Annotated in this window: 24 protein-coding genes; 4 read left to right on the top strand and 20 right to left on the bottom strand. The window is 55.2% G+C overall.

Annotation, left to right across the window (positions count from 1 at the left end):
• Nucleotide 1 precedes the first annotated feature (1 nt).
• From NYE24_RS32065 to NYE24_RS32020, 10 genes are all read right to left on the bottom strand, one after another.
• Complete coding sequence (locus tag NYE24_RS32065) at nucleotides 2-1,381, bottom strand: extracellular solute-binding protein (protein ID WP_342477578.1); 1,380 nt, start codon at nucleotides 1,379-1,381, stop codon at nucleotides 2-4.
• 102 nt (nucleotides 1,382-1,483) lie between these two features.
• Entirely contained in the window at nucleotides 1,484-2,320 is an 837-nt protein-coding gene (locus NYE24_RS32060) for a carbohydrate ABC transporter permease (RefSeq protein WP_036702263.1), read from the bottom strand.
• A gap of 25 nt (nucleotides 2,321-2,345) precedes the next feature.
• A complete protein-coding gene (locus NYE24_RS32055) occupies nucleotides 2,346-3,284 on the bottom strand; it encodes a sugar ABC transporter permease (RefSeq protein ID WP_342477577.1) in 939 nt (312 codons plus the stop codon).
• A complete protein-coding gene (locus tag NYE24_RS32050) occupies nucleotides 3,281-4,657 on the bottom strand; it encodes an FAD-dependent oxidoreductase (RefSeq protein ID WP_342477576.1) in 1,377 nt (458 codons plus the stop codon). Before NYE24_RS32050 ends, NYE24_RS32055 begins: the two co-directional genes overlap by 4 nt.
• Before the next feature lie 466 nt (nucleotides 4,658-5,123).
• Nucleotides 5,124-6,332 (bottom strand): M14 family zinc carboxypeptidase, encoded by a 1,209-nt coding sequence (locus NYE24_RS32045; protein WP_342477575.1) that lies wholly within the window; start codon nucleotides 6,330-6,332, stop codon nucleotides 5,124-5,126.
• A 214-nt stretch (nucleotides 6,333-6,546) separates the two neighbouring features.
• Entirely contained in the window at nucleotides 6,547-7,353 is an 807-nt protein-coding gene (gene racE, locus NYE24_RS32040) for a glutamate racemase (RefSeq protein ID WP_036702270.1), read from the bottom strand.
• Between the two features lie 224 nt (nucleotides 7,354-7,577).
• Complete coding sequence (locus NYE24_RS32035) at nucleotides 7,578-8,057, bottom strand: YtxH domain-containing protein (protein ID WP_084649125.1); 480 nt, start codon at nucleotides 8,055-8,057, stop codon at nucleotides 7,578-7,580.
• A 99-nt stretch (nucleotides 8,058-8,156) separates the two neighbouring features.
• A complete protein-coding gene (locus NYE24_RS32030; RefSeq protein ID WP_342477574.1) occupies nucleotides 8,157-8,822 on the bottom strand; it encodes a metalloregulator ArsR/SmtB family transcription factor in 666 nt (221 codons plus the stop codon).
• Nucleotides 8,823-8,866: 44 nt separating this feature from the next.
• Nucleotides 8,867-9,307 carry a HepT-like ribonuclease domain-containing protein gene (locus NYE24_RS32025; protein WP_036702273.1) on the bottom strand — a complete coding sequence of 147 codons (441 nt, stop codon included), beginning with the start codon at nucleotides 9,305-9,307 and terminating at the stop codon, nucleotides 8,867-8,869.
• A 219-nt stretch (nucleotides 9,308-9,526) separates the two neighbouring features.
• On the bottom strand, nucleotides 9,527-9,814 hold the full coding sequence (locus NYE24_RS32020; RefSeq protein ID WP_036702274.1) for a Dabb family protein: 288 nt from the start codon (nucleotides 9,812-9,814) through the stop codon (nucleotides 9,527-9,529).
• A 199-nt stretch (nucleotides 9,815-10,013) separates the two neighbouring features.
• On the opposite strand from NYE24_RS32020, the gene NYE24_RS32015 reads away from it, so the two are divergent.
• Nucleotides 10,014-10,598, top strand: a complete 585-nt coding sequence (locus NYE24_RS32015) for a helix-turn-helix transcriptional regulator (protein ID WP_036702276.1) — start codon at nucleotides 10,014-10,016, stop codon at nucleotides 10,596-10,598.
• A gap of 115 nt (nucleotides 10,599-10,713) precedes the next feature.
• On the opposite strand, the gene NYE24_RS32010 is transcribed toward NYE24_RS32015, so the two are convergent.
• From NYE24_RS32010 to rpmG, 8 genes are all read right to left on the bottom strand, one after another.
• Nucleotides 10,714-11,337, bottom strand: a complete 624-nt coding sequence (locus tag NYE24_RS32010) for a class I SAM-dependent methyltransferase (RefSeq protein ID WP_342477573.1) — start codon at nucleotides 11,335-11,337, stop codon at nucleotides 10,714-10,716.
• A 50-nt stretch (nucleotides 11,338-11,387) separates the two neighbouring features.
• Complete coding sequence (locus NYE24_RS32005) at nucleotides 11,388-11,807, bottom strand: DUF6157 family protein (RefSeq protein WP_342477572.1); 420 nt, start codon at nucleotides 11,805-11,807, stop codon at nucleotides 11,388-11,390.
• A 152-nt stretch (nucleotides 11,808-11,959) separates the two neighbouring features.
• Entirely contained in the window at nucleotides 11,960-12,229 is a 270-nt protein-coding gene (gene rpsN / locus NYE24_RS32000) for a 30S ribosomal protein S14 (RefSeq protein ID WP_036702280.1), read from the bottom strand.
• 21 nt (nucleotides 12,230-12,250) lie between these two features.
• Nucleotides 12,251-13,435, bottom strand: a complete 1,185-nt coding sequence (locus NYE24_RS31995; RefSeq protein WP_342477571.1) for a metal ABC transporter substrate-binding protein — start codon at nucleotides 13,433-13,435, stop codon at nucleotides 12,251-12,253.
• Complete coding sequence (locus NYE24_RS31990) at nucleotides 13,432-14,292, bottom strand: metal ABC transporter permease (RefSeq protein ID WP_036702281.1); 861 nt, start codon at nucleotides 14,290-14,292, stop codon at nucleotides 13,432-13,434. The genes NYE24_RS31995 and NYE24_RS31990 overlap by 4 nt, the downstream gene beginning before the upstream one ends.
• Nucleotides 14,238-14,945 carry a metal ABC transporter ATP-binding protein gene (locus NYE24_RS31985; RefSeq protein ID WP_342477570.1) on the bottom strand — a complete coding sequence of 236 codons (708 nt, stop codon included), beginning with the start codon at nucleotides 14,943-14,945 and terminating at the stop codon, nucleotides 14,238-14,240. The genes NYE24_RS31990 and NYE24_RS31985 overlap by 55 nt, the downstream gene beginning before the upstream one ends.
• Nucleotides 14,946-15,469: 524 nt before the next feature.
• Nucleotides 15,470-16,678, bottom strand: a complete 1,209-nt coding sequence (locus NYE24_RS31980; protein ID WP_036702283.1) for a GTP-binding protein — start codon at nucleotides 16,676-16,678, stop codon at nucleotides 15,470-15,472.
• A 48-nt stretch (nucleotides 16,679-16,726) separates the two neighbouring features.
• Nucleotides 16,727-16,876, bottom strand: coding sequence for a 50S ribosomal protein L33 (gene rpmG, locus NYE24_RS31975; RefSeq protein WP_036702285.1), 150 nt, complete (start codon nucleotides 16,874-16,876; stop codon nucleotides 16,727-16,729).
• 215 nt (nucleotides 16,877-17,091) lie between these two features.
• Here rpmG and NYE24_RS31970 point away from each other — a divergent pair, with 215 nt between their 5' ends.
• The 3 genes from NYE24_RS31970 to NYE24_RS31960 are packed head-to-tail and all read left to right on the top strand — an operon-like array spanning nucleotide 17,092 to nucleotide 20,048.
• A complete protein-coding gene (locus tag NYE24_RS31970; protein ID WP_342477569.1) occupies nucleotides 17,092-18,132 on the top strand; it encodes a GTP-binding protein in 1,041 nt (346 codons plus the stop codon).
• Between the two features lie 31 nt (nucleotides 18,133-18,163).
• Nucleotides 18,164-19,153 (top strand): permease, encoded by a 990-nt coding sequence (locus tag NYE24_RS31965; RefSeq protein ID WP_036702288.1) that lies wholly within the window; start codon nucleotides 18,164-18,166, stop codon nucleotides 19,151-19,153.
• A gap of 37 nt (nucleotides 19,154-19,190) precedes the next feature.
• Nucleotides 19,191-20,048 (top strand): TIGR03943 family protein, encoded by an 858-nt coding sequence (locus NYE24_RS31960; protein WP_342477568.1) that lies wholly within the window; start codon nucleotides 19,191-19,193, stop codon nucleotides 20,046-20,048.
• Here the strand turns inward: NYE24_RS31960 and NYE24_RS31955 are convergent, their stop codons facing one another.
• Together NYE24_RS31955 and NYE24_RS31950 are read right to left on the bottom strand one after the other, a co-directional pair.
• Complete coding sequence (locus NYE24_RS31955) at nucleotides 20,049-20,444, bottom strand: NusG domain II-containing protein (RefSeq protein WP_076157723.1); 396 nt, start codon at nucleotides 20,442-20,444, stop codon at nucleotides 20,049-20,051. It lies immediately after the preceding gene.
• A 146-nt stretch (nucleotides 20,445-20,590) separates the two neighbouring features.
• The gene (locus NYE24_RS31950) at nucleotides 20,591-23,674 is read right to left on the bottom strand and encodes a PAS domain S-box protein (protein ID WP_342477567.1); all 3,084 of its coding nucleotides are present in this window, start codon (nucleotides 23,672-23,674) and stop codon (nucleotides 20,591-20,593) included.
• Nucleotides 23,675-23,929 lie beyond the last annotated feature (255 nt).

Raw genomic sequence — 23,929 nt, 5'->3', positions numbered from 1 at the left:
GTTATTTCTGATTGGCAGAAACTACCTTCTCGACTTCCGCTGTCATCTCATTCTTGACCTCATCGAAGCTTCGGTTATCCAGAATGAAGCTGGCGAAGCCGTTCTCCACAATCGCTTTCAGTTCGCTGCCGTACGGCACGCTGAAGGAGTCAGGCATTTTAATATTCGGATCGAACAGCGTTTTGGTGAGGGAGGCGGTATCGATCAGGTCTGTATTTTCCCCGAAAAAGCTGTTGATCAGCTCCGCTCCGTCCACGCCCTTGAACGAAGGAATCTCCTTGGTGAACTTGTAGGATTCCTTCGACATCCAGCGGATGAAGTCGTACGAGGCTTCCTTGTTCGCTGATTTCGCGCCCATGGCCAGGCCGCCGCCGGAAATATTCGTCATGCCCAGCTCCTTACTGTCCACCGAACGCGGCAGCGGGGCGTACATGCTCTGGAACTCGTGCGGGAATTTCTCCAGGTTCAGCGCCGCCCGGACAGCATAGCTTGGCACCGCAAGCATACTGGCATTACCGGCAAAAAATTGCTGCAGCACATGGTAGTTCGAGGCCAGCACATCGGCATACGGCTCCGCGCTCTTATCTTCCTTCTCCATCGTGCGGCGGAGGTTGAAGAAGTATTCGAAGGACGGATCGTCAAAAATCGGCTTCAAGTCGGCGCTAAGCTGCGGATGCGGCTTCTCGGTGTATGCGATAATGTTCGGATATTCGCCCCAAGTGTGGAAGTACGTTCCGTAATGCTCCGGAGTGGTCAGCTTCTTGGCATAGTCGCGGAAATCATCCCAGGTCCAGCCCATCTCAGGCAGGGTCAGCCCTGCGGCCTCCAGATGATCCTTATTGAAGACCGTCAGCCACTGCGTGGAGCTGGGCAGAATGCCGTAGACCTTGTCGTCCAGCTTCAGCAGCTTGGAATATTCATCCTCGGGTTTAATACTCTCCTGTTCAAAAAAGGAGTTAAGCGGTTCCACAACTCCCCGCGAAGCACGCTCCAGCAGCTCATCCTCATTGCCGGTCATGAACACATCGACCACTTCACCGCCTGCGACCAGAATATCCAGCTTCTTCATGAAATCCGTGCTGTCGCTGTTCTGGACTAGGGATTCATACTCCACTTCCACTTTATCCTGAGCTTCGTTATATGCCTGAACGGCCTGGTAGATGGGCTCCTCCGGCTTATCGGCTTTGAAGGTGTAGAATTTGATCTTGGCTTTGCCAGCCGTCCCGTCTGTGCCGCTGCTTCCAGTACCCGGTTCAGCTGACGCAGACCCCGGCGCATCCGTGGCCGCTGAGCTGCCCGCCCCGTTCCCGCCATTTCCGCCGCACGCAGTGACCGAGAGCATAAGCATCACACTGGCGAGCATGATTGATAGTTTCTTCACAGCAATTCCCCCTAGATTTATGTTTTGCAAGCTCATTATACAATTGAAGGCCCGCGCACACCGTGTACAGCTATGCGGTATGCGCGTACACTTTTTTGACCTTTATCCTTTGACGCCTCCAATGGCAATCCCGTTAATGACCTGCTTCTGGAGGATCAGGAACAGGACCAGCAGCGGCAGAATTGCAGCCACGGAGGCCATCATCATGACGGAGATCTGCGTGCCGAATTCCTCTTTGAAAAATTGCATCCCCAGCGGAATCGTATACAGCTTGGTCGAATTCAGCATGATCAGCGGCCCCTGGTAATCATTCCAGGTCCAGATGAACTTGATGATCCCTACGGTCGCCAGAATCGGGCGGCTCAGCGGCAGCACGACACTCCAGAAGATGCGCAAGAACCCGGCGCCGTCCAGCTCGGCCGCTTCCAGCATATCATTATGAATGCCGATCATGAACTGGCGCAGCAGGAAGGTGAAGTAGCTGGAGAACATCCCCATCAGAATCAGCGCGGCATGAGAGTCGTAGAGGCCGAGCTCCTTAATCATAATATAGCGCGGAACAAGCGTGGCCTGCTCGGGAATCATCATGAATGCCAGCATCAGGGTGAAGATCAGCGCTCTGCCTTTGAAATCCAGCTTGGCGAGCGCATACCCGGCCATAGCCGAGATGACGATGGTCGCCAGGGTGGAGATCAGGGCGATTTTGAGCGAGTTCATATAGAATAATCCAAATGCCACATCACCCATCCAGACTGCCTTGAAGTTGGCGATTAGATTCCAGTCCGTAGGAATCCACTGAATCGGGAAGGTCCAGACCTCCTTCTCCGTCTTCGAGGCGGCCGACAGCATCCACACCAGCGGCATCAGGAAGAATACCGAGCACAGAGCGAACAGGACCGTGAAGATCAGATTGCCGGGCTTAAGTTTTTTCATTGTCATTGCCTTTCGTTCCTTTCGCCTTGGGCTAGTAATGGACTTTACGGTTCTGGGTCATCCAGGTAATGGAGGTCACCAGCATAATGATCAGGAACAGCACCCAGGACATTGCCGAGGCATAGCCCATTTTGAAGCGCTCGAAGCCTTCCTCATAGATCTGGTACACGATAACAGTACTGGAATAGTTGGGACCGCCGCTGGTCAGGAACTTGATCATATCGAAGATTTTGAAGGAAGAGATCGTGCTCGTGATCGCCAGGAAAAAGGTAGTCGGCCCCAGCAGCGGCAGCGTAATCCGCCGGAACTGTCCGATCCCGCTGGCCCCGTCAATTGTCGCCGCCTCATACAGCTCCTCGGGAATATTCGTCATTCCCGCCAGGAAAATAATCATCTGATAGCCCAGCAGCTGCCAGACATAGATAATCATAATGGCAATCAGCGAGAAGCTGGTATCGACCAGCCAGCGCGGCGGTTCGGAGACCCCAAGCTGCATCAGAATCTGATTGACCGGCCCTTTGGACGGATGGTAGAGTGCCTGCCAAACTGCGGCGATGGCTACCGTGGAACAGATATACGGTACAAAAAAAGCGACCTTGAAAAACGTCTTGGCATACAGCTTCTTATGAATCAGCGCTGAGAGCACTACGCCCAACAGCATCGTGACCGGCACGGTGCCCACGGTAAACAGTACGTTATTCTTCAGGGCCAGCAGGAAGCGGTTGTCCCTGAACAGCTCAATGAAGTTATCGAGGCCAACGAAGTGGATCGCCGACAAGCCGCCGACCAGATTCCACTCCGTCAGACTGAGGAACAGGCTGAACAGCAGCGGGAACACCGCGATGACCAGCATCCCGATGACCTCCGGCGCAATGAACAGCCATCCGGCGAGCTGCTCCCGTCTCTTGCGCGTCCAATAGGTGCCGGCTGTGGGCTTGGCCGTTTTTCGCGTAACCGCAGATTCACTCATCGTATTCTCTCCCCTGCAGTTTCTGCTTCCATATCCGGCAGATAGCCGCCCTCTTCCCTCAGACGGCTGCGCAGCCGGGAGACATCCACGGCATGCACATCGCCGCCGCCATGAGCGGCAGCCAGGGCTGCAGCGAGTCCGGCAGCTTCGCCCATCGCCAGACAGACTGGCATCACCCGGACGCTGCCGAGCACCCTGCGGTCGCAGGAGATCGAGCGGCCGGCGACCAGCACATTGCGCAGCCCGCGCGGCGTAAGGCAGCGGTACGGTATGCCGTGTGATTCTCCGGGCCCGTAGAGCGTAATGGCTTGGCTCGACCCGACGCCGCTCTGCTGCTCCTTCTGTGTGCCGTGCACATCGATGAAGTAGCTGTTACGGCAGATCTCATCTTCAAAGCTCCGGCGGGAGATGTAATCCTCCGCCGTCAGAACGTAATCGCCAGTAATCCGCCGGGATTCCCGTGTTCCGATCAGTGTACCCGTGCTCATGACAACCGCATTGCTGAAGGCTGCGGGGTGCACAGCGGCCAGCATATCCCGATAGGCAGCTGCCAGCTTACGCCCCTCTACCAGTGCCCCGGATACGGAGAAGGGATTCGTATTATCGACTCCCCAGAGATGCCCGGCATTGAAGCCTACGGCACGCGGAGCAACCAGATTGTTGCACAAATGGGTGTCCGGAATTGCCGGATATTCCCCCGACCGGACAGCCTCATGGATCGGGCTGTGCGGGTTCTCCGCATGCAGCTTCGGCCCATTCTGATAAGCGTAATCATCCACGTTGCCAAGGATGAAGCAGTGGGTCGCCGGCTGAAGCTCGCCGGTCGCTTCGTCCCCCATCTGGTACTCGGCTCCGGCCCATGCGGCGACATCACCGTCCCCCGTGCAATCGACATAGACAGCCGCGCGGAAGGCCTGCAGACCTCCTTTGTTCAGGAGGAGGAGGGTGGTGATGTTGCCGTTGTCGTCTCTGTCCACATCCGCAAGGGTGGTCAGGAACAGGATATGCGCACCGGACTCCGTGACAAGATCGTCATAGACCCGCTTGAGCTTCTCCGGCTCGATCGGCACCCAGTCCATCGCTTCCTCCGGCACGTGCGGCATTTGTGCTTTCAGATTATTGAACACCTTGGCCGCCAGACCCCGGTAGACCATCTTCTCTTTATCTGAGAAGGGGCACCAGGCCGGTACCAGGCCTGAGGTTCCCATTCCGCCCAGGCTGCCGGTCGCTTCAACCAGCAGGGTCCGCGCCCCTTCTCTTGCCGCCGCCGCTGCGGCGGCGCAGCCCGCCGGACCGCCTCCGACAACAATGACGTCGTAGGCGGTATTCAGCGGGATGGGTTTACTTTTAAGTGTATATGTTCCGTTCTCCATAAGGCCCTCACTTTCCCGGCAGACATCCCTCTTGTGCTGAAGCCGTCTGCCACTCTTCTATGTACTAATTTTAGCAAGAGACTTTTGTGAGTACGGTATAGCTTTCATACGGGTTGATGTGTATTATTTTGACTCTTTGGGGGTGATGTGGGCGGGCTGATGGGGCTGAGTTGGATGATCAGCCGATTCAGAGGGATTTATACACTTCATTTGCTCACCTGGCCCACTTTTGAGGAATTCAGGGGGATTTATACCCCTGAATCCGCAGAAAATCGGCGCGAGGCGGGAATCAGGGGCACTTCTGCTCTTCATTTGCTCACCTAGCCCACTTTTGCCGATATCAGGGGCATTTGTGCTCTTCATTCCCACGCAAAAAAAGGATACAGCCGCAAAGCATCAGTTGGTCAGGATTGCGGCCGTGCCCTTTGCTGTTATCTTACGCAAATTTGCAGAGATTGTTTCATTTTTATTTCAAATTTGACAGAATCGCACTGAGAATAAGGCCGGTGTCCAGCGCCATATCCTCAAAATCAGCCACGGGCAGCGGATTCTTGCCCACTCCCAGCTCGACGGTGAAGCCCGGCTTGCGGAAGCGCTCGATGAACCAGTCCTTGTAGCCGGCGTCGCTGCCGGTCAACTCCACCGCACGGTATCCGCTGGCTGCTGCCATCTTAACCGACCAATCCTTACTCTCCGGCGGCTCATAGCCCCGGTAGTTCCAGTAGATCTCAGCCCCCTGGCTGTGCAGCGAGACGGCCGCATCGCCCGGAACACGCTCAGCCAGCGCCACCAGCGCCGCCGCCTCCGGCTCACTAAGCGGCGCAAGGCCGCTGTAATCGCGCGGAGCCGGGCCGGGCACCTGCCGCCGGGCACGTTCCTCCTCCCAGTGTGCGGGGAACTGGTCCCCCAGATCGACGCCGCGGATGTTCGCCTTCCAGTGCCGGAAGCTGCGCCTGCCGCTGTTCCACCTCATCAGCTGCGCATAATGAGGATGGTCCGGCATCGCCCCTTCCTGCACCAGTTCGACGCCGTCGGGATTCGCCATCGGCACAGCCCAGAGCGTCCAGTCCCGGTGCCAGTCCGCAGGCTGACGTCCGTGCCAGTCCTTGCCTGATTCATACGCGGCAGCATATTCTTCTATGAAGCGCATCAGACATGGGGCCGTCAGCCATTCGTTGGCATGCAGCGCGGCATTCACATGCAGGTGGCGCGGGCCGCTGCCGATCCGCAGCAGGCGGAGCGGCTTGCCGAGTACACTGTGGCCTATAACTTCGCTGCCGACACAAGAATAGCGGGCCGCAAGCCTTGCAGCATCCGCCTCTACCTCAGCCGGGCCGTATTCCCCGCGCAGATAGACCGCTGTCCCCCGGGTGACTGCCGGAATTACCAGCACCTTACCCGGCAGGCAGACGCGTCCCGAGCTTACCCCGGGATTCAGCATCTCCAGCTCATCTACGCCCACCCCGAACAAGGACGCGATGCTCTGCGCATCGTCCCCCGTCTGCACCGCATACCGCTTGCGCGGTGCAGACGGCAGGAACAGCACCTGGCCCGGATATAAGTAGGGCTGGCTTCCAGCCCATGGATTTCCTTGTATGACATGCTCCGGTGTCAATCCGTGTCTTGCGGCGATACGGCTTACGGTGTCTCCCCTGCGGGCAATGTATTGCTGCATAGGTCTCATCCTCCTGGCCCTCTTGTGCCTGCGTCCCTTACATCCTGCGTGATGACATGCGGGAACCGGCCCTCACGCCTAGTATATGAGCAGCAGCAACGTGTCATGTGGAAATGTAACAGCAAAAGACCGGGAAGCCCTCCCGGTCTCATCTTCCGGACATTCCCTGCAAGGGGTTTGTCCCTATTCAGTTCGCCGCTGTAATGCTCTCATCCTACAGAGTGGATACTTGCCATACAACAGGTGTCCGGCTGATCTGCTCGCCCAGCCAGTCCCGGGCGATCCGCTGGAAGATCTCCGCATCTCCGCTGCAGAAGAACTGGTGAATCGGACTCTCATCCCCGCGCGCCAGCTGGCCTTTATCGTAGAGGATGGTGCTGATCTCCCGTGCCGTCTCATCCGCCGAGCTGATCAGCTTGACGCCGGGTCCCATCACCTTACCGATCGGCTCGACCAGGAACGGATAATGAGTGCAGCCGAGAATCAGCGTGTCAATCGGCTCATACTTGATGCCGTTCAGTGATTCGGCCACCGCCAGATGGCTCTCCTCCGAGCGGAATAACCCCTGCTCTACGAAGGGCACAAGCGCCGGGCAGGCTTGGCTGACCACCTGAACAAAGGGAGACAGCTGCTTCAGCGCCGCCGTATAGGCACCGCTTGTAATCGTACCAATTGTGCCGATCACGCCGACCTGTCCACTCTTGGATGCGCTGATGGCAGCGCGGGCACCGGGGTGAATGACTCCGATCACAGGAATAGCTACCTTGGCGGAGATATAATTAAGAGCTGCTGCTGTTGCTGTGTTGCAAGCAATGACGATCATTTTAGGATTAAATTGAATTAAGTAGTCCACGATTTGTTCAGTGAACAATTTCACTTCCTCAGTGGAACGGGGTCCGTACGGGGCTCTTGCCGTATCGCCGAAATAGATGATTTTCTCCCGGGGGAGCTGTCGCATCACTTCCTTGACAACGGTCAATCCTCCTACACCTGAGTCTAATATTGCTATTGCCTGCTGCACGAACACACCGCATCCTTTAACTCGTTTTGTGTAGCTTATGTAAGGCTGGAATAATGTGTACCAGGATTTCAGCCCCAATTGCAGATAATACTCCATTTACGGGTTCAGTTCAAGTAGGGAGCTAGAGGAGCCATAATACAGACCCACCCGAAGCCTGCCGTAACACGCAAAAGCCGCCTCCCGCCTGTTCAGCGGAAAACGGCTCCATATCTTTTACATCAAGCTTAGGACAGCTTCCCTGCGGTCTTGCCATCCTCGATAGCTTCAGCTACAGCTGTATCTGTACCAGTCACAGCTTCGATCTCAGCGTCAGCCACGGCGGCTTGCTCCGCAGCTTCATAAGCAGCGATCTCATCTTTTACAGCTTCCACTGCATCTGTGACCTCTACAGCCTGCTCAGCAATACCGCTTACTGTGGCTACATCGGCTTCTTCCACCGCACATTTAGCGGACTTGCTCCATTCCTTCACCTCATGCGCCACCGAGACAACCGCTTCTTTAGCCTTACCATAGATTTCTGTAGTCTTCTCGCTGGCTTGGCCGGCAATCACCTGAACCTTATCCACCGCTTCCGTTGTGCCTTCGGCAATATCCTTACGCAGCTCCTTACCCGGCTTAGGGGCGAACAGCAGCGCTGTCACCGATCCTACAATACTGCCGGCAAGTACGCCCCAGAGCAAGCTTTTGCTATCTTTTTTCATCATCAATCTCTCCTTTGGATTCTATTGTGCCTCTGCCCGGCCACCCGGGCGATCGCCTATTTCTGCTATATCATAAGCATAGAGAGGATGTCCTGTGACTGCTCAGCTCTTGATTTCAGAAGTTTTCTGCTTGGAATTCGGCGTGATAGCATACCGGCAGCATTGGCCGCCCTCCGCCATACACTCACTGCGGGTCACCTTCGCCTCCAGCAGCTCCTCGAACAAATGCTGCTCGCACTGGCAGGCCTTGCGGTACTGGGCAGCTACCTGACGGATGGGACAATTATACTCCCGCAGTGTGTACGAGCCGTCCTCTTCCTTGCTCCACTCCGCCATATAGCCCCCGGCATTCTGAATCGTTGACAGCTCCGCAACCCGTTCCTCCAGCTCACGGCTCTGCATCATAGGGCTGTACTGGGCAAGCATCCGCCGCTTACGGCCTTCAAACAGCATATTGACCGCATCCACACCGCTCCCGTGGTCCAACTCCCGCAGCAGCTCCAGCGCCAGATTGTGATAGCTTTTGGGAAAATGATCCTCCGCCCGCTCGGTAAGCGAATATACATGCATCGGACGTCCCATGGCCTGGCGCACGACCTTGGTCCTTACAAGCGACTCCTGCTCCAGCTGAAGCACATGGCGGCGGACACCCATCTCGGTAATTCCCAACTCTTCAGCAAGAGCGCTGATCGTCAGCGGACCTCTCATCTTCAGCAGCGTCATAATCATCCGCCGGGTTGAACCGCTCCCCTGACTCTTCTTCGCCATAAAGGACCTCCTTTCTGTCTGATTGCACACGGCTCCGGCTTCAGCTAGCCCGTGACTCCGCTGCCCAGCTCCTGATCCAGATACCGGCGCACCTCACAGGCGAATTTGTCCAGAATATCCGGCAGCGTCCGGGTCATGGGGTGCAGATTCTTGCGTTCCCACACGAAATAATCCTGAACCAGCGGCTTGCGCAAAGCCACAAGCGAAGTCAAATCCTCGTAGATCCCGCTGTCTCCCAGCACCTTTTCCTCATGAATAATAGATATAATATCTTCGTAGCTTCCTGCATCACGCATAATGAACCCGTCAATCAGACAGCTGCCCACATCCGTCACGACTTCAACGGCCAGATGTAAGCACCGTTCCTGCACTAGACCCAGCAGCGTACTGCCGTCCCAGGAAGAAGCTGCATGTGCTAGACCTTCATTAAGATCAGGGATCTGTTCAAGAATAACTTCTATTTGCTTCCGGTTGACATAATACACAGCTGACCCTCCACCCTGCGGTATTTAGTGACCTTCCCTAACATGAACTGCCGTTATTTCCCCCGCCTGCCCCGGCGCTTCAGCCAGAACACCATCACGACACACGCCGCCATAAAAACAATCAGATACGTCAATGCTTCCATCGGATACTCAAGCTCGCGCATTCCGCTCACCGCTTTCCGTGCTTAATGGGTTCCAGCCTTGCAAGTACATGCAGTCTCAGATCTCGTAATCGACTGCTACCGACAGTTCCTTGACCTCGTTAATATGGGCAATGACTTCCTTGTGGGCCGGATGCACCTGATACGCCTGCAGATCTTCCATCGAGGCCACAACGGTGACCAGGGCGATATCGAACGAACGCTCCGAGTGAATCAGATCGGCTCCGACTTCAATGGACAACAGCTGCGGAATTCTTCCTTCCATATTACGGAGGACTGCAACAGTCTCTGCGACCTTGTCCGGGGACCGGTCCTTTAATTTGAAGAAAACAATATGCTTGATCATCTATCCCGCTCCCAGCCTGTTTAATGTGAAATTGATTACTAAAAATATATCATAAACCGCAGCATTACTGAAACAATCTTGGTTCATGACCAAAACAGGAGCTTTGTACTCTGGACGAATGCCGTGATGAAATGGTAAAGTCATTACAGCTAAACTAGATGATCCGTCACTTCATTAAATCAGTACACCCGGAGGTATTATGGCTAAAAATCAGCAAGAAACACATAAAATTCAGGCCTGGTCTCTGATCAACCGCAAATATCTTGGACAAGGCGTACGGGTCAAAAGATTTCGCCGCCCCAAACGCAGCCAGATCCGCAACCGCGTTCTGCTGGCCATCCTGATGGCCAAGGACATGAAGCTCTCCCGGCTTGCAGAAGAGCTCTCCGTCTCCTCACGCAGCGTAAGCGCATGGGTATATGAAGGACGTATTCCCTCCAGAACCAATCTGGACAAGGTCTGCCGCCATTTAGGCTATCCGCCCCATATCCTGTTCAACGAAGCTCTTCTGCGGCAAAGTCCGATTGTGTGCCAGCCGACCCCATCCCGTTTCATGAAAAGAACGCTCGCCCATTCACCGCAGCATAACGCGATTCTGACCGGACTCTGCATGGTTTATGATTTCTCTGTAACCGATGTCAGCATCTGGATCGGCGTCCATCCCGGCACCTTCCGCAAGTGGCTGCATCATTGTCATCTGCCTACATTGGCCCTGCAAGAGAAAGCCGAGAATTTCTTCCGCATTCCGCGGCATATCCTGTTCGCCGACTGCGAGCTGCATTAACTTCATTAATAGGAAGCCGCAGAATGATTAGGGAACACGCACAGCATCAGTTTCACAGTAAGGTCCTTCTCGCCTCAGAGAGGGGCCATGTTGACGTTTCTTACGCAGAAGGCAGTTACCGTTTGAGCGCAAGGATCGTTCTTAGTATGTATTCATGAGTCCCGCCTTGCGGGCTCTGTAGTGATTCGCTAAAGGAACCTGTCTCCAGAATCTCCGTCCCTGCAAAATGCTCCCGCAAATCGGCATCGCTGAAGAAGTGGGCATATTTATCCTCTTTGTATTCAAAGGTGCCCGGCTCCAACTCTCTTCCGCAGCCGTTATTGGGGTCTTCATCGGAGAAGCTGGTGAAATAGAGCAGTCCTCCGGTCTTGACCTGACTGAGACTGGCCTCAATCAGCCTCCGACGGTCCCCTTCGAGGAATAAATGCAGAACATCGTAGCAGTAGACAGCATCTACTGGCTGCCCAAGCTGCGGCTCCAGTGCCGAGCCTGCAATAAAGCTCGTTCCCGGGTCCCATGCTGTACCCAGCTCAAGCGCCGGCTCACTTAATTCTATGCCGTATACTATAAAATCAGCAGAGAACACCTTGGTGTTCCGCCCATACCCCGCACCCGGAACGAGCACCGTGGATGCTCCTGCTTCCTGGAATTTCCGCTTCGCCCATTCTGCCGACGGACTTGGCTCACTCCCCCAGATCATCCCCTCCTGGGCAAATCTTTTACTCCAATATTCTGTCATGCAGCTCCTTCTTTCTGTGGTTCTGAATATGATCCTGCGTGGTCCAAAGATTAACGCCGCTGATTCCGCATGGCATTCAGCAGCTTCACTCCGGCTTCATCCCCACTTGTGTAATAATCATACTCTGGGGACTCTTTGGCATAGAGTGCGATCTTCCCCTCAGCATCGTAATGGACACCCCAGCCGTATTTCTTGGGCAACATAGAAGCCCGCAGGCACGGATGATTCTTCGAGAACAGCGCTGCCCAGATCTCCTCCCGGCGCGATTCACGCTCTTCTTCGGGAATGGCCTTGTGCCGCACATACACCTGGTACAGCAGTTCTTCATGGTTATAACGGTAAGGTGAGCCGGCCAGCAGATGATACTGGATAACATGAGCAGGCGGGAGCGGACGATCAGAGACAGGGATGGTTCCGGTATCCACCGGGCAATCATCTGCAATCCGGATAAAAGTATCGGTATAGCTCATAGGTAAGCCTCCTTCTGTAGGACAATACTATCCTCCTATCATAGTCCACTCTACCCGATCCGGCAAAGTCTATGGACACAGCAAGACGGCTGGCTCCTGTAGCACAGAGAGATCAGCCGCCTTGCCGTTATAGCATCTATGAAGTTAACAGCCTACCAGCTGGACTTGGTAACGCCCGGAATTTGCCCCTTATGCGCCAGCTCGCGGAAGACGATCCGGGATACCTTGAATGTACTCAGATAGCCGCGCGGTCTGCCGGACACGCTGCATCTGTTCTTTTGGCGGGTGGCTGAGGAATCCCGGGGCAGCTTCTGCAGTGCAATTATATCGCCTGCCGCCTTCAGCTCTCTGCGCTTGTCAGCGTACTTCGCCACCAGCTCCTGCCGCTTCAGTTCCTTCACAACCTTGGATTTCTTGGCCACTATAGATCAGCTCCTTCGTTATTATTCGTTCAATGCCTGGATCAGCGCTTCAAGATTCTGCCGCATCAGACCTAGGTAATCTAGATTACGGGCAGCGTCTTCCTCTGTTAATCCTTCGATTGGATTCAGAACAGCGGTCTTAGCTCCTATTTCCTGGGCAATAGTATCGGCGACACTGGAGGAGACCAAGGTCTCAAAAAAAATCGTAGTCACCTTATTCGCCTTGGCGAACTCCACAATCTTAGCCATCTGTGCAGCAGACGGCTCCTGCTCCGGCGACAGTCCGGCAATCGGCACCTGCGTCAAGCCATATTGCTGTGCCAGATAACCAAAGGCGGCATGCTGGGTAATAAAGTCCTTGCGCTTCGTGTTCTGAAGCCCGGCTCTGAAATCCTGATCCAGCTTCTCCAGCTTGGCGATATAAGCATCGCTGTTAGCGTGGAAGGCCGCTGCATTTCCGGGAAAAGCTGCGGAGAGTGCTGCTTCAATGGTCTTAACCTCCTGGATAGCCAACACCGGGTCCAGCCATACATGAGGATCAAGCCCGCCATGATCGTGGTCATGGTCGTGGCCGTGGTCATGATCGTGGTCTGCTTCGCCGGCAGCGGAATCATTATGGGAATGGCCGTGACCGCTTCCTTCGGCTGTGGATTCATCATGATGGTCATGATCATGGTCCGCTTCACCCGCAGCTTCCTCCTCATGGCTGTGCTCATGTTCATGTTCTGTTCCTTCAGTAATCTGGAGTCCTTTACTCGCCTCTATCGTAATCAGAGCGCCTCCGTCCGCACCGTCCACAACCTGCTGCGCCCAGCCTTCCAAGCCTGCCCCATTATAGACAAGCACATCTGCATCCGAAATATCGGCCATATCCTTCGCGGTTGGTTCCCAGTCATGCGGCTCGACCCCGGGCGGAACCAGTACCTCCACATTGGCAAGATCGCCGGTAATGCTTTTTGTGAATTCATACATCGGGTAAAAGCTGACCTTAATGTTCAATTTATCCGCTGCCGGTATAGACGAAGCTTCGGCCGTAGCCGCTGGTGTTGCCGCCGGACTACTGGTAGAAGCGGACTTAGTCGCAGTATTGTTGCCGCAGCCGGAGATCACCAGCATGGCGGTCAGGGACAAGGCGGCAAGATGACGGATTCTGAATGTGGACGGTGCTGCCGAATTGGACTTTGCTATGGATTTGAAATTCATCATATGTTGTGAGACCCCTTTTCTTCATTAGCTTGAGATGAATACTGGCTGCGGCTGCGCAGCCTGATCAGCTTCTGCACCGCAATGGCCAGCAGCAGAAATAACAGCAGAATAAGTGCAATCGTGCCTCCTGGAGGCGTGTTGATATAGTAGGAAGCTGTAAGTCCGCTGAACACACCGGTCAGCCCCACGCTGACGGAGATTATGATAGCTGCCGTGAAGCCTGAGGCCATCCGCAGCGCAATGGAGGCGGGAAGCACAATCAGAGCCGATACAAGCAGTACTCCCACCACCGGCATGGCTGCGGCAACGGTCATGCCGGTTAGGACAGCGAACGAAAAGGACAACCACCCGGTATGGACACCGCTGATAGCGGCGGTCTCTTCGTCGAAGGTCAGGCTGTACAGCGGGCGGCGCAGAATGATGAAGTAGAGTAGACCGGCTGCGGCCACCACGGCAATCAGCTTAAGCTGAGTATCGCTTACGGCAACGATGGAGCCGAACAGATAAGAGCTGAAGCTCTTGGTCAGATTCTGCTTCAGACTCATCAGCACGACAGCCAGTGCCAGGCCGGAGGTCATAATAATGGCTACTGGAAGTTCGCTGTATGTACGGTAAGAGCGGCGCAGCTGTTCAATAATCAGCCCTCCTGCTACAGCTACAACAAAGCCGCTAAGAGCTGGATTCCATCCCAGTACGGAACCCAGGGCAACTCCGGCAAGGGAGACATGAGACAATGTATCCGCCATCAGCACCTGCCTGCGCAGCATCAGATACACTCCCAGCAAAGGTCCGATTAGTCCGATCAGGCCTCCTGCCCAAAATGCGCGTTGCATGAATTCGTAACCAAGCATGTCCAGCCCTCCTGCTCCTTGCGTTCTAGCGTAATCACGGTATCCAGATAAGAACTTGTCTCTTCCAGGCCGTGTGTAACCATAATGACGGTCCAGCCATGGCGGCTGACATAATGCCGCATCAGCTCGTAGAACCCGATGCGGCTGGCAGCATCCATCCCCGTTACCGGCTCATCAAGCACCAGCACCTGCGGCTGCTGGGCCAGCGCACGGGCGATACAGATCCGCTGCTTCTGTCCGCCGGACAGCTCGCCGATTCTCCGGTTACGGTACTCCCACATCTCCACCTGCCGCAGGCTGCTCTCTACAAGCGCCTCCTGCTCCTTAGTGAAGCGGCGGAACAATCCCAGCCCTGAATAACAGCCGGAACGGACCAGCTCAATCACCTTGCTAGGAAATCCGGCATTGAAGGAGGCTACCTGCTGCGGCACATAGCCGACCTTGAGCCTGCCTCCTCCGGTAATTTCCCGGTTCAGAGTGACCGTTCCACTCCAGGGCTCAAGCAGGCCCAGCATCAGCTTCAGCAGCGTAGTCTTCGCTGCTCCGTTCGGTCCGGTAATCCCTATGAACTGTCCGGCCTCCAGATCCAGCGACAAGCGGTCAATGACCGGCTCATCCCCGTAACCGAACACCACATCCCTGATGGATGACAAAATCATTATTCCTCCCCCTCTCTTGTCGGCCCGCCGTGCGCTGTAATCACGCTCCCGTGCCTGATTCTATTCCTAATTCTGTGCTTGGTTTCGAGCTTGGTCCTACGGCTGCTGCCGTAGTTATTGCTGCGTCTGGTGTTGGACCACTTGTTGGTTTGGTCCAAGTATGTTCCACGGATTAAACAAAGAAATTAGGCATTGATTTTATTCGTAATATTTACGATTATATTTCAACTCCATTGATATTATCGTAATCATTACGATTTGTAAACCCAAATCTTCAAATTAATCGTAATCGCACTGATTAACCCTCTTCGACTTAATCCAGTGTGCGGCAAAACATCAAACTCCAAGCCATTCAGAGCGCATACATTCGGCCTATGCGCATCTGCGCCTAAACAATGTATTTGGTTTTTCGCATACATTCGCATTTGCTCCACCTACCTTCGCGGCAACTACTCCCTAACCAGCACAAAGCCGGAATCCTTTGTGCGGATTCCGGCTTTTCAGACTATCAATTACAGAAGCAGTTATTCCTGCCCCGCCGCAAGCAGTTCCTCGACGGGCCAAGGAAGCGGGTTGTTGAATGCCGTCCAGTCCTGCTGCATCTCCTCTGCAGTCAGCAGGCAGCGGTCCAGGCGGGCTTCGATATCCTCACGGTTCATCTGGACTCCGATGAAGACGATCTCGTTCAGCCGGTCTCCCCACTGCCCGTCCCACTTCGCCAGCACATCCGGTTCCGCAGCCAGCACCTCCTGCTGCTGCTCCTCCGGCAGGGTAGCCAGCCAATAACCGGCGGGACCGAACTGGATGGACGGCCCCGCCTGGCTGATGGTCGCTGCCAGATCACCGCTGGCCGCCAGCCAGACCAGTCCTTTTGCCCGGACGACCTCAGAGGGCCAGTTACTGAAGAAGAAGCTCAGCCGCTGCGGCTGGAACGGCGCTCTCCGGCGGTAGACGAAGGAGGTAATGCCGTATTCCTCAGTCTCCGGTGTGTGTTCCTCCTTGGCAAGCTCAGCGATCCAGCCGGATGACTGGCTAGTCTGTTCGAAATCGAATAATCCCGTATTCAGAATCTCGGATAGCTCCACTTGTGCATTCACCGTGCGAATGATCTTCGCCCGCGGCTGAAGTCTGCGCAGAACCGCCTCCAGCTTGTTAAGCTCCACCTCCTCCACCAGATCACACTTGTTAAGCAGCAGCACATCACAGGTCTCGATCTGATCGATCAGCAGATCGACGATATCCCGGAAGTCGCCTTCACCCGCCGTCATATTGCGGTCCAGCAGACTGTCGCCCGAGGCGAAATCATGCCAGAAGCGATTGGCATCGACCACCGTCACCATCGTATCCAGCCGGGCCAGCTCGGTCAGGTCGATATCCAGCTCAGGGTTCGGGTAAGTGAAGGTCTGGGCCACCGGGACCGGCTCACTGATGCCGGAGGATTCAATCAGAATGTAATCAAAACGCCCCTCCGAGGCGAGATGATTCACTTCGCGCAGCAGGTCATCGCGGAGGGTGCAGCAGATGCAGCCATTGGACATCTCCACCAGCTTCTCCTCTGTGCGGGAGAGGCTGCTGCCGGATTTTACCAGATTCGCATCCACGTTCACTTCACTCATATCATTGACGATAACGGCTACCTTCAAGCCCTCACGGTTATGCAAAATATGATTGAGCAGGGTAGTCTTGCCGGAGCCAAGGTATCCGCTTAGCACTGTTACAGGAATTTTGTCCATTGTAGTCTCCTTGTATATTATATTTTCAGAATAGCGCGGCTAATCAGCTTAGCGGGTCTCCCGGTGCAGCGTGATGCGCTTCAGGCGCGGGCAATATTTTCTCATCTCAAGGCGTTCCGGTGTCGTCCTCTTATTCTTCGTGGTGGTATAGTTGCGGTCGCCCGTCTCCGTACAGGCCAAGGTAACGATTACTCTCATCTCCATCTTGCTCCTTTCTATTTAATCGTAATTATTACGATTTACACATTCTACACGCTCCAGCCCTCCGCTGTCAACAGCTGTCCCCGAACATTTCAGCTCGCTTAGATTAGTGTTCTTTCCTGAATAAGCTTGACGTATAGATGGAATTACAAGCGGAAGCGGCTTGGCCGCCTTCTTATGGGGACGGTACTATTGGAGCGGGAGAGTGAGCCATGAAGATACCTGTGATTATACTGAGCGGATTTCTGGGGAGCGGAAAGACGACCCTGCTGCTGAGTCTGCTGAAGGAGAGCCAGCGGAGAGGGCTGAACCCGGGAGTAATCATGAATGAGCTGGGCGCAAAGGATGTGGACGGCTATATCCTTCAGGAGAGTACCGGCACAAGTGTGGAAAAGCTGCTGGACGGCTGCATCTGCTGCAGCCGCAAGGAGGAGCTGCCGCGCAGCCTGATCGCCCTGCTGGCACGCCGCCCGGACATCATCTACATCGAGCTTACAGGGGTAGCTGACCCGGATGAGATCGCGAAGTCGCTGCTGGCTCCGGCGCTGGCAGACCGGCTGCAGCTGCACCACGCCATTACGCTGCTGGATGCCGAGAATGCACTGGAATACAGCAGCCGCTTCTCGTCCGACAAGCAGCTCGTCCGCACCCTGCGCAAGCAGATCACCACCGCTGATCTCATCATCGTCAACAAAAGCGATCTGGTAGAACCGGAGACTCTATGGAAGATTGAGAAGATGGTCTACAAGCAAAATTCGGAATCCGAGATTGTCTTCACCCACTACAGCCAGATTAATCTCGCTCCGCTGCTGACAGGTATCGCAGCACGCGGATTCAAGGGCTCTTCTCCCCGGCGCGGCCCCGGCAATATCAGCGGCGCTACCCTCCAGCGGATGAACACGGACAATAGCAGCAGCGGCGGCAGCGCAACGGCAGTACATGAGCCTGAATCCGGGACGGACGACTCTTTTTCCCAAGTGGCAGCAGTGACGTTAACCGTTCCCCCGGCATGGACCGGAAGCCTCCGGCAGGAGGAGCTGGAGCAATTTTTGCGGCAATGGGGCTACAGTCTGCTGCGGGCAAAGGGCCATGTACGGCTTGCAGGCCGGGATTCCGTGCAGCTGGTGCAGCTCGCGGGGAACCGCATCTCCTGGGAGCCTTCAAGTTACCCGGGCCAGCCTTACATCGTCTGCATTGGCCTGAATCTGGACGAGAGGGCGATCAGCCGCAGCTGGGCGGCGTTATTCAGCTAAGAACCTTGTGCGGGAAGGAGCCGATAAACCTTTGACCACCTTTACTCCGTTTAAAATATTGCCGCTGCTCTTTTCCGCCGCTTTTCTGCTTACAGCGGGCAGCCTGTGGCTGCCCGGGCATCTGAGCCTGCTGGATAACGGCTATGTCGACACGTTCAAAACTGCATTCCTCGGCATTTTGCTGGAGGCCTTGCCGTTTGTCCTGCTGGGCGCGCTGCTCTCCTCCCTGCTCCGCGTCTTCGTGCCGGACGAGCTGATCTCGCGCTGGATTCCGCGCCGCGCGGTTCCGGCTATTCTCTTCGGCTGCCTGCTCGGAATCCTCTTCCCCGTTTGTGAATGCGGAATGATTCCACTGGTCCGCCGCCTCATGCATAAGGGGATGCCTCTCTATGTTGCCATCGTCTTCATTCTGTCCGGCCCGATCCTCAATCCGGTCGTCTACGGGGCCACCCTGACGGCCTTCCGCTCCCATCCGGAGCTGGCCTACACCCGGATGGGACTGGCTTTTGCCGTCGCGGCATGTATTGGCCTGATCATCTACGGGACCATCCGCAGATCGCCGCTGCGCCTGTCCATCCGCCGGGAGGGAAGCGAAGAGCAGCATGGCACACTACGCGGGGGCCGGGCGGCGGCGGTCCTGGTGCATACGTCGGATGAATTTTTTGAGATGGGTAAGTTCCTGATCATCGGCTGTCTGCTGACTGCGGGCATCCAGACCTTCATGAATCAGAGCAGCCTGTCCGCCATTGGTGACCGTCCGCTCGGCTCCTACATATTCATGATGGGGCTGGCCTTCGCACTCTCACTCTGCTCCACCTCCGACGCCTTCGTTGCGTCCACCTTCCTGCATACCTTCCCGGCAGGAGCGCTGCTAGCCTTCATGGTGCTGGGACCAATGCTGGATTTCAAGAACGCCCTGATGCTGCTCTCGCTGTTCAAGACCAGATTCGCCCTGTACCTGTTCTTCCTCATTGCCGCGGCCGTCTTCACCGGCTCCGTGCTGGCTTCATTCTGGCTGTAGCTGCCCTGAAATTCCAAATATCTGGAGGAGGATCTGCATGAATAACTCCGGGAGCATCCGGTTTCACTATGTACTCAGGGCGGTTATTCTGCTCGCCTTCGCCCTCTATATCGGACATCTGGTCCAGCAGGACGCCCTCCATTATTATGTTGCGCCTAAGCTGGCCCGCTGGATCAGGTTATGCCCAATTCCGCTGTCCCTAATGGCGCTCAGCCTCGGGCTCCAAGGTGCGCTGGGCCAAAGCTCCGCCCTCTGCGACTGCGAGCACCGCCTGCCCCGTTCATTCATGGGCAGCTCCGCGCTGTACAGCCTGTTCCTGCTTCCGCTGCTGCTCGGGTTCCTGCTGCCCGACCGGGCACTCGGCAGTGCCGCAGCGGCCAAGAAGGGCCTTACCCTGACTTATACCGCCGTAGAGTCCGCCACCGGGGACAGGTTCACTCCGGCCAACCCCTATGAGGCCGAATTTGCAGAGCTGGCAGGACAGCTCTACAGGCAGCCCGTCATCCCTGTATTCCCTGAGATTTTCTCAGAAACGCTAGGCGCCCTTAATCTCTACAAATCGCAGTTCGAGGGCAAGGAAATCTCCGTATCCGGCTTCCTGTACCGTGAGCCGCAGGGGTCCGGTCAATCCGGCTACGCTGTCAGCCGCTTCCTGGTTCAGTGCTGTACGGCAGATGCCACCCCTTTCGGCATTCTCCTTGCGCCGGGTACACAAATAAGCCTGCCCGCCGATACCTGGATTGAGGTTCGGGGCAAGCTTCATGTGACGCTCCGTGAGGGCGTAGAGACTCTGCAGATCGCTCCGCAGAGCATAACCGCTATGGCAGCACCGTCCACACCTTATGTGTACACGAACGCCGATGCCGCAGCGGCATGGACAGAGCTGCAGCCTTGACTAGATGACCGCATCCAGCCCGTTGTCATCCTCCAGCGAAGACTGCGGGTTCGAGATTTCCACCAGGAGACGGGCCGGAATACAGATAATTTGCTGCTTCGGCCGGGAGATGAATCCCATGTCCAGCGCAATGGTCAGCGGAGCATCGGAATAGGTCATCTGAATACCATAATCGAATACCTTCAGCGTGTTATGACCATATCTGGTGCGGATATCAATAATCTGCTCTTCCTTGGTCAGCTGTACAGTCTTGTAGGCTTTGCCGTTCACGGTGATTACGGCCTCCAGTTCCCCTTGCTTATACGGATGATTGTGGTTAGAGAACCACTTGTAACCGTAGATGGAACCGGCGGCCAGCAATACAATGAGAATCAGCAGGAAATCTCCGCGCTTCATCGTTTTCACTCTATTGACCCTTTCGCTTGCCGTTATTCATTCGTAATATTTACGATTTATATAATAGTAATGCAGACAAGGAAAAGCTGTCAACGTGAATAGCGCTCGCTTTGCCTGCCAGCTATCCGGCCTTCTATATTACAAGACTACCTACGGATGCTGCCCGACCATTCCCTCAGCACTCTGTCCAGCTCTTCCCCACGGATTGGCTTGGGGATAAAGTCCTGCATCCCTGCCCGGAGGCACATCTCTTCATCTTCCTTACGTGCAAAGGCCGTGGCGGCAATAATAACCGGAGACAGCCCCATCGCCTCGCGGATCTGCCGGGTCGCTTCAATTCCGTCCATGCCCGGCATCTGAATATCCATGAACACCAGATCATAATGCCGGGAACGTACAGCTTCTACCGCCTGTTCCCCGTTCACTGCCAGGTCTGAGGAGTAGCCGCGCTTTTTGAGAAAAGTCTGCAGGATCTGCTGATTCACCTGATGATCCTCTGCGACTAGGATAGACAACGGTCCGTACTGGCCCTCGGGATGATCCAGGTTGAAGATCCCGCCCTTATACTCCTGAGTGGCAGCAACTCCTGCCAGCAGCGCTTGGCCCGGCTCCTCCACCGAATACATCACGCCGATGGTAAAGTAGAATTCCGAGCCCTCCCCTTCGACGCTATTCACACCGATAGCTCCGTCCAGCAGCTCGACCAGCTTCTTACTGATCGCCAGCCCCAGTCCCGTCCCGCCGTACTTACGGTTGATCGAAGGGTCCAGCTGGGAAAAGGACTGGAATAACAGGTTCTGGCTGCCCTGCGGAATGCCTATTCCGGTATCAGTTACCGTGAACCTCAGAATCAGCGAGCCCGGCTCCCCGGCAGCCTCCAGCTTCACACAGACGCCGACCTCGCCTTCTTCCGTGAACTTGACCGCATTGCCGACGAGATTCACCAGCACCTGCCTCAGCCTGGTTTCGTCGGTGATGACAACAGCCGGAATATCCGGCTCAATATGGCTGCGCAGAATCAGCCCTTTCTCCTGGATACGCGGATAGAATAGCTCACAGACGTTCTGAACAACCTGCCGGATATCGACCGGCTGGAGATCCAGCGTCATCATGCCGGATTCAATTTTACTGAAATCCAGCACCTCGTTAAGAATATGTACGAGCGCGGCGCCGCTTTTATTAATAATCTGGGTGTAATACTGCTGTTCCTCCGTAAGCTCTGTTCCCGACAGAAGATCCGCCATCCCGATAATTCCATTCATCGGTGTACGCAGCTCATGGCTCATAATCGCCAGGAACTCCGACTTGGCCCGGTCAGCCTTCTCCGCAGATTCCTTGGCACGCTCCACAGCCTTCTCCTCGGTGATATCCCGGAAGACCACCACCGCCCCTTTATGCTCTCCGTTATCATATAGTGCCGTCATCCGGTATTTGACCAGGAAGCTGGAGCCGTCCTGACGCCAGAAAATCCCTTCCTGCTCCTGCTCATAAGAGAGCTTGGTCTTGAGCAGCTCCGCCAGCGTCCGGTGTCCCCCGGGATACAGCTCACCATCCATCCAGGTCTGCGCGATCGTATGCAGCTTGATATTACCGGCCAGCTCCCCCGGATTATACCCGAGCATGACAGAGGCAGCGGGATTAATAAATACGGTCTCCCCCTCCAGATTCATGCCAAAAATCCCCTCCGACACAGAGTTCAGGATCAGCGCATGCTCATAGCTAAGCTTCTCAATCTGCTCCAGATACCGCTTAGGCTCTGTAATATCACTGGTAATGGCGAATACGCCGACCACTTCATGATCAATCAGCATAGGGACATAAATCATCCCCACCTCCACCCGCTCGCCGTCGTGACGGATCACCCGGGTATCGAAGGTCTGGGCCATGCCTCCGGCTGCCGCCAGAAACCGCATATTCACATGCTCCAGCTCATCCTCTTCAATAATCTCACAGTAACTGGAATGTATTAGGGTCTCCCTGCTGTATCCAGTCAGCTGCTCCAGACTGGCGTTCATTGACTGAATGTACCCCTGCAGATCCATGGCACTGATGGCAGACGGATTGTATTCGAAAAGCGACTTGTAGCGGTTCTCGCTCTCACGCAGCTGCTCCTCCATCCGTTCACGCTCGGTCACATCCTGCACCATACCGCGGATCTGCTGAACCTTGCCGGAGGCATCCAGGATCACTTCCCAGTGTGCGTAGAGAGACTTACGATCCTCACTACCCTTCACTCTGAAAATCGCCTCGCCCTTAGCCCCGGACTTCAGCGTATAATGCAGCTCTTCACGCAATCTGTCCAGGTCCTCCGGCACTACACAGTCAAGCAACTGAGTATAATGGACCACGGTATGATTTCCGCAATTCCCGCCTAATTCAAAGATAGCCATCAGCTGGCCGGAGACGATCAGCTGCTCATAGATGGAATTCCACTCCCAGGAGCCCATTTGTCCAAGCTCCTGCGCGGCAGCCAGCATATCTTCAACCTTCTTCCGCTCGGTGATGTCACGGGCAATCGTCAGGATCTGCCGTACTTCGCCTTCACGGTTCCGCACCACCTGAAGGGAGCTTTCAATCCAAAGATAATGGCCGTCCCTATGCCTGACCCTGCGTGTGAAGGTGTCACTGTCAGAGTAGAGCTTCCCCGGCTCAGTCATTTCCAGCGCATCCGCTTCATGGTAATATTCCGTTTTGTTGCGGCCGATCATGCCGCTTGCCGGATAGCCGAGCAGCGTTTCGACTGACGGGGAGACGTAGCGCAGCGTCCCGTCAGGATCGGAGAATGAAATCATATCCGGAGTGTGCTCCGTAACCAGCTCGTAGAGCTGGTGGTCCTCCTCTATCTTCTTCTCCGCGATCTTGCGCGCGGTAATATCCGTCATCTCCGCAACCAGATGGGATGGACTTCCCGTCTGTTCATCAATGATCAGAAAAAGATGCAGGGCAACCCAGAGCATCTCGCCATTCTTATGTACGAACCGCTTTTCGGTATCTACAGCCATATCGGGACTGCTTATTAAATCATTCATAATCTGCCCGTGATCCAGGGTATACCCTTCATCCGGAAAGACGATATCCTGATAACGCAGCTCCTTGAGTTCGGTCTCGGTGTATCCCAACATCCCGCAAAGCGCAGGGTTGGCCATGAGCATAGTTCCATCCGTAATGGATACTGCCGCATATCCTATTGAGGACCGCATGTACAAGTGCTTAAATAGTGTGTCGGACAAAGCTAGAGCCTCCTCTGAGAAAATGGGGGACATAATTTAGTAACATTATACCTTTTATTCGGAATTTATGCTCCAGACCTAAAGTCCCGCTAATGATGGTGTGCAGGACAAGCTGCCGCTGGAAACGGTGCATATTCACACACAAAATAACCCCACAAAGTGGGGCTTTAGCGCAGGTGATGACTCAGGTACTTTGCGGGGACCCCAAAACATATAAATTCTACAAGTGGAAACGGCTTTGCCGTCCTTTTAAGG

It is taken from the genome of Paenibacillus sp. FSL H7-0350, from assembly GCF_038593195.1.
GTDB lineage: Bacteria > Bacillota > Bacilli > Paenibacillales > Paenibacillaceae > Paenibacillus_AQ.
This window is presented reverse-complemented; position numbering and strand designations above follow the sequence as displayed.

Coding starts and splice junctions, on each gene's coding strand:
- NYE24_RS32060 (WP_036702263.1), bottom strand. CDS start 2,320: ATGACAATGAAAAAACTTAAGCCCGGCAATCTGATCTTCACGGTCCTG.
- NYE24_RS32055 (WP_342477577.1), bottom strand. CDS start 3,284: ATGAGTGAATCTGCGGTTACGCGAAAAACGGCCAAGCCCACAGCCGGC.
- NYE24_RS32050 (WP_342477576.1), bottom strand. CDS start 4,657: ATGGAGAACGGAACATATACACTTAAAAGTAAACCCATCCCGCTGAAT.
- NYE24_RS32045 (WP_342477575.1), bottom strand. CDS start 6,332: ATGCAGCAATACATTGCCCGCAGGGGAGACACCGTAAGCCGTATCGCC.
- NYE24_RS32035 (WP_084649125.1), bottom strand. CDS start 8,057: ATGATGAAAAAAGATAGCAAAAGCTTGCTCTGGGGCGTACTTGCCGGC.
- NYE24_RS32030 (WP_342477574.1), bottom strand. CDS start 8,822: ATGGCGAAGAAGAGTCAGGGGAGCGGTTCAACCCGGCGGATGATTATG.
- NYE24_RS32020 (WP_036702274.1), bottom strand. CDS start 9,814: ATGATCAAGCATATTGTTTTCTTCAAATTAAAGGACCGGTCCCCGGAC.
- NYE24_RS32015 (WP_036702276.1), top strand. CDS start 10,014: ATGGCTAAAAATCAGCAAGAAACACATAAAATTCAGGCCTGGTCTCTG.
- NYE24_RS32010 (WP_342477573.1), bottom strand. CDS start 11,337: ATGACAGAATATTGGAGTAAAAGATTTGCCCAGGAGGGGATGATCTGG.
- NYE24_RS32005 (WP_342477572.1), bottom strand. CDS start 11,807: ATGAGCTATACCGATACTTTTATCCGGATTGCAGATGATTGCCCGGTG.
- NYE24_RS31995 (WP_342477571.1), bottom strand. CDS start 13,435: ATGATGAATTTCAAATCCATAGCAAAGTCCAATTCGGCAGCACCGTCC.
- NYE24_RS31985 (WP_342477570.1), bottom strand. CDS start 14,945: ATGATTTTGTCATCCATCAGGGATGTGGTGTTCGGTTACGGGGATGAG.
- NYE24_RS31980 (WP_036702283.1), bottom strand. CDS start 16,678: ATGGACAAAATTCCTGTAACAGTGCTAAGCGGATACCTTGGCTCCGGC.
- rpmG (WP_036702285.1), bottom strand. CDS start 16,876: ATGAGAGTAATCGTTACCTTGGCCTGTACGGAGACGGGCGACCGCAAC.
- NYE24_RS31970 (WP_342477569.1), top strand. CDS start 17,092: ATGAAGATACCTGTGATTATACTGAGCGGATTTCTGGGGAGCGGAAAG.
- NYE24_RS31960 (WP_342477568.1), top strand. CDS start 19,191: ATGAATAACTCCGGGAGCATCCGGTTTCACTATGTACTCAGGGCGGTT.
- NYE24_RS31955 (WP_076157723.1), bottom strand. CDS start 20,444: ATGAAGCGCGGAGATTTCCTGCTGATTCTCATTGTATTGCTGGCCGCC.